Origin of the sequence: Luedemannella flava, assembly GCF_039528515.1 — a bacterium.
GTDB lineage: Bacteria > Actinomycetota > Actinomycetes > Mycobacteriales > Micromonosporaceae > Luedemannella > Luedemannella flava.
This window is the reverse complement of the sequence record NZ_BAAALT010000207.1, coordinates 1-4,534: the sequence shown is the minus strand read 5'-3', so window position 1 is coordinate 4,534 and position 4,534 is coordinate 1. Positions and strand designations below refer to the sequence as shown.

General features: G+C 75.3%; 6 protein-coding genes. 4 read left to right on the top strand and 2 right to left on the bottom strand.

The annotated features are described in order from the left end of the window. A partial coding sequence (locus ABD211_RS26165) for a hypothetical protein (protein ID WP_425560535.1) occupies nucleotides 1–307 on the bottom strand: 307 nt, incomplete at its 3' end. A gap of 4 nt (nucleotides 308–311) precedes the next feature. On the opposite strand from ABD211_RS26165, the gene ABD211_RS26160 reads away from it, so the two are divergent. Next, nucleotides 312–1,073: a hypothetical protein gene (locus ABD211_RS26160; protein WP_344137367.1), complete on the top strand. Its 762-nt coding sequence runs from the start codon at nucleotides 312–314 to the stop codon at nucleotides 1,071–1,073. Here the strand turns inward: ABD211_RS26160 and ABD211_RS26155 are convergent. Then, entirely contained in the window at nucleotides 989–2,002 is a 1,014-nt protein-coding gene (locus ABD211_RS26155; RefSeq protein WP_344137364.1) for an alpha/beta hydrolase, read from the bottom strand. The two genes, ABD211_RS26160 and ABD211_RS26155, sit on opposite strands and share 85 nt — an antisense overlap. A 207-nt stretch (nucleotides 2,003–2,209) precedes the next feature. On the opposite strand from ABD211_RS26155, the gene ABD211_RS26150 reads away from it, so the two are divergent. The 3 genes from ABD211_RS26150 to ABD211_RS26140 form a co-directional block, all read left to right on the top strand. Then, nucleotides 2,210–2,935 (top strand): single-stranded DNA-binding protein, encoded by a 726-nt coding sequence (locus ABD211_RS26150; RefSeq protein WP_344137360.1) that lies wholly within the window; start codon nucleotides 2,210–2,212, stop codon nucleotides 2,933–2,935. A gap of 239 nt (nucleotides 2,936–3,174) precedes the next feature. Continuing rightward, nucleotides 3,175–4,329, top strand: a complete 1,155-nt coding sequence (gene solA, locus ABD211_RS26145) for an N-methyl-L-tryptophan oxidase (protein WP_344137357.1) — start codon at nucleotides 3,175–3,177, stop codon at nucleotides 4,327–4,329. Next, nucleotides 4,326–4,534 (top strand): cobalamin biosynthesis protein (locus tag ABD211_RS26140; RefSeq protein WP_344137354.1); only part of this gene is annotated, 209 nt, incomplete at its 3' end. The genes solA and ABD211_RS26140, both read left to right, overlap by 4 nt.

Here is a 4,534-nt window from a genome sequence, read left to right as displayed (position 1 = left end):
CGGCGTCGGGCGGCTCGCCGCAGCCCGGTGGGTTCCCGGGGTCCTCGCGGCCGCCGATGCCCGCACCGTCGCCGACGTCCTCCCCGGCGGTGCCGCGTTCGGCGACCCCGCAGCTCCCGCCGCGGCCCGCGACCACCTCCGTGCCGCGGCCCGCAACCACTTCGGTGCCGCGCCCGGCGACCGTGCCGGTCCCACAGCCCGCGACGTCGTCGTACCCGCCCGTGCCGCAGCCGGCCACCTCGGCCGTGCCCGTGGTGCCCCGGCCGGCCACCGGAGCCGTCCCGCTGACGTCGCGTGCCTCGGCCACGCCGATGAGCCGCTCGGCCGAGCCGCGCGACTACGACCGGCCGGAGCCGCGCGACTACGACCGTCCGTCCAGCGGCTCCCGCGGGGACTACCCGACCAGCACCGGCCGCCGCCGGGCCGCCGAGCCGACCTCGGGCGCGGTCGTCCCCCGGCAGCACTCGGCCCCGCCCGTCATGTCGGGTCCGCCCGCCCGCGGCGGCGTCGACCCGCTGCCGACCAGCCACCGCGAGCCGCCACGCGCGCTCAACAACGAGCTGCCCGACCGCCGCTCGTCGTATCCGGTCAGCGCGATGCCCGCGTCCGAGCGGCCGCCGACGCGCCGCCGGTCCGCGGCGCACGAGCTCTCCTCCGCTGAGTACGACCTGGTGAAGCCGCTGTACGGGTCCGGCGCCTACCCGGTGAGCGCGCCCAGCGGCGCGGTCCGCCCGGACTCCGACGGCTACGGCCGTTACCCCGGCGACCGCGGCTCGTCTGACTACGGGTACGGGTCGGGCAGCCTCGGCGGCTCCCGCCCGTCGTACCCCGACCGTCCGTCGTATTCCGACCCTCGCGACGCGGATCCGCTGTCCGGGTCGTGGCCGCAGGTGCCGGCCCAGCGCACCTCTCCGGAGGGCGGTCAGATGCGCCGGCGGGCGAGCCAGGAGCGGCCGGCGTCGACGCCGTCCTACCCTGGCTCGTGGGGTCAGACCCCGCCCGAGCCCGTCGTGCCGCCCGGCCGACCCACCTGGGACTCGCGCACCGGGGCCAGGGCCCGCTTCGCCAGGTAGGCGGTCAGCCACCGGTCCAGCTCGTCGAGCACCCGCTCGCGCACCGGTTGGCGGGACAGCAGCAGGTCGTGCTTGGCGCCCTCGAAGCGCACCAGCGTAACGTGCCGACCCAGGTTCGGGCTCCACCGCGCGATGTGCTCCACGTCCAGCACCGCGTCCGCGTGGTGCGCCGCGTCGGCGAACGGCCCCCGGAACGACGCGCCCGAGCAGCCCACGAGCACCGGCACGTCGATGGCGAGGCCGGCGTGCAGCCGGCGGTGGGCCGCCCGGATGGCCCGTACCCAGCCCGCCCGGACGGGGAAGCTCTCGACCGGTTTCCACGCCAGGTTGTAGTCCCACTCGCCCTCGTGCTCGATGTGCAGGCTGCGCCCGTACGTCATGGTGATGTTCTGGGGGATGAGCCGGTAGGGCTTCACCGCGCCGACGCGCTCGATCGCCGGGCCCGCCACCTGGCGGGTCAACCAGCCCACGTTGAAGTCGAAGAACGGGCTGTTGAGGAACAGGCCCTGAACGGTGTCGGTGCCGCGCACCCGGTGCGCCCACAGCGACCCGATGAGCCCGCCCGTGGAGTGGGCGTTGAGCACCAACGTGTCGTGGCCGTCCGTCTCGCGGATCACCCGGACCGCCGCGTCGATCTCGGAGAAGTATTCCGAGACGCTGCGGACGAAGTTCGGCGTCTGGTGGCTGAGCAGACTGCGCCCATATTTACGCAGGTCGAGGGCGTAGAAGTCCCAGCCGCGCTCGATGTAGAAGTCGGCCAGGTGGGTCTGGAAGAAGTAGTCGACGTAGCCGTGCAGGTAGAGCACGGCGCGACCGGTCGGCTGCGGGGCGCGGCGACGCACGAGCGTCGCGACGACCTCGCCCTCGTCGTCGGCGTCCAGCGGGATGGGCAGCTGCTCGTACGGCTCGCCAAGGATGTCGGTCGGCACGTAGCCGACGGTACTCCGTGCTGGTCGCGGCCGGGTTGCGCTCGGCCGGACATAACAGATCCGTTCGATGGCGCAGGCGTTGTCCACACCCCGGCCGGCCGTCCACAGATCTTGTCCGGGCCGATGTGGGGAGCGGCCGTCGGCGCGAGGCTGATGGCTACCGGATTCCGACGTCCAGAGTGGACGCACTAGAACGGGGTGAAAAGGGTGTTCGACACCAATGTAACGATCGTCGGGAACGTCGTCACGGCGCCCGAGTGGCGGCGCACCGACCGCACGAAGACGCTGGTCGCCCACTTCAAGGTGGCGTCGACCTCGCGCCGCTTCGACAAGGACAACAACCGCTGGGCCGACGGCAACAGCCTGCGGGTGCGGGTGACCTGCTGGCGCGGCCTCGCCGACGGCGTGGCCAAGTCGCTGTCGGTCGGCGACCCGGTCGTGGTCGTCGGTCGGATGTACACGCGCGACTGGATGAGCGACGACCAGCAGCACCGGGTGAGCTACGAGCTGGAGGCCTTCGCGGTCGGGCACGACCTGTCCCGGGGCACGGGGAGCTTCCAGCGGCGCAAGGCCGCCGCCACTGTGGCGGTCGAGGACGCCGAGGCGGAGGAGCGGATCGCCGGCGAGACGACCCACGCGGTGCCGTCGCTCAACGCGGCCCGGCCCGCCGTGCCGGACCCGGACGCCGACCCGTACGACTACCAGGACGACCTTGCCAGCTTCCCGCTGAGCGGGCCGGCCGGCGGCGACGAGGCCGGGGCGGTCGACGAGGCCACCCAGCGCGAGGCGATGGAGATCCTGCGCAGCGCGGGCCTCGACGCTCAGGTGCTCGTCGACGAGCCGGGCGCCGAGCCCGGGCCGGAGGGCGACGAGCCCGCGACCGCCGCGGAGGGTCGCGGCCGGCGGCGGGCGCGGCAGACCGCCGCGGCGTAGGCATTACTCCTTCCCCCCGAGGTGGGGGTGCGTGGCCGGGGTGGGCCGCGCACCCCCACCGCTCCTGACGTGCGAAAACCGGCCACCCCTGCGGCCGGCCGTGGGTCGGTAGGCTGCGGTTTGGTATGAGCGAGCTCCGCGAGCGAATCATCAGCTCAGGATCGGCTCATGCCGGTGCCGGAGCGCAGCGGAGGCGACGGCATGAGGGCAATCAATGCGTGACAGATCGGAGGCGCGGCGTGCGGCCCAGGGTCATCGTGGTCGGTCTCGGCACCATGGGTGCGGCGGCCGCGTGGCGCCTCGCCGCGCGGGGCGCCGACGTGGTGGGGCTCGACCGGTTCGCGCCGCCGCACCGCCGGGGCGCCCACGCCGGCGGCACCCGGATCATCCGCATGGCGTACATGGAGGGCGCGGCGTACGTGCCGCTGGTCCGTCGGGCGTACCCGATGTGGCGCGACCTGGAGGCGGCCACGGGCCGGCGGTTGCTGACCCCGAGCGGCGCGCTCATGCTCGGCCCGGCCGACCTGCCGGCCGTGGCCGGGTCGGCCGAGGCGGCCCGTGAGCACGGCCTCGCGCACGAGGTGCTCGACGCGGCCGAGGTGCGCCGGCGGTTCCCGGCGTTCACGCCCGGCCCGGACGAGGTGGGGGTGTTCGAGGAGGCGGCCGGGCTGCTGCGGCCCGAGGCGGCGATCGAGGCGATGCTCGGGCTGGCCCGCGACGCCGGGGCCGACCTGCGCACCGGGGCCGAGGTCACCGGCTGGTGGGCCGGGCCGGAGGGGGTCGGGGTGCGCACCGCCGACGGCGAGCTGCGCGCTGACCGGCTCGTGCTGGCGCCCGGCGCCTGGGCCGGCCGGCTCCTCGACGACCTCGACCTGCCCCTGCGCGTCGAGCGGCGGGTGCAGCACTACTGGCGTCCCGCCGACCTGTCCGCGTACGCGCCGGAGCGGTTCCCCGTCTGGATCTGGGACGCCCCCGACGGCTCAACGGGGTACGGGATCGGCGCTGTCGACGGCGCGGTGAAGGCCGCCATGCACAGCGGCGCCGGGCTCGTCGACCCCGACCTGGGCGCCGACCCGGCGACGACGGCCGAGGCCGACACCATGCGGGAGTGGCTCGCGTCGCGGGTGCCGGACCTCGCGGCCGCCGAGTGGGCGGGCGCGGTCGAGTGCCTGTACACGCTCACCCCCGACACCGACTTCGTCCTCGGGCCGCACCCCGCGCACGCCAACGTCGCGGTGGCCTGCGGCTTCTCGGGGCACGGCTTCAAGTTCGCGCCCGTCGTCGGGGATGTGCTCGCCGACCTGACGCTGGCCGGGGGTACGGAGGCGCCCGTCGGGCTGTTCGACCCGGGGCGCTTCCGGCGCGGTGCGTTCGCGGGGGGTGTCGACCGATGAGTGGGCGGCGGGCGGCAACGGGGCTGGCGGCGGACGCGGTCGGCGTACTAGCGGGGTTCCTGCTGGACCGGGCCGTGGGCGACCCGCGGCGCTGGCACCCGGTGGCGGGTTTCGGCCGGGCCGCGGGGGCGCTGGAGCGCGCGGTGTACGCGGACGACCGGGCGGCCGGGGCGCGGTTCGCGGCCGTCGCCGTCGGCGTGCCGCT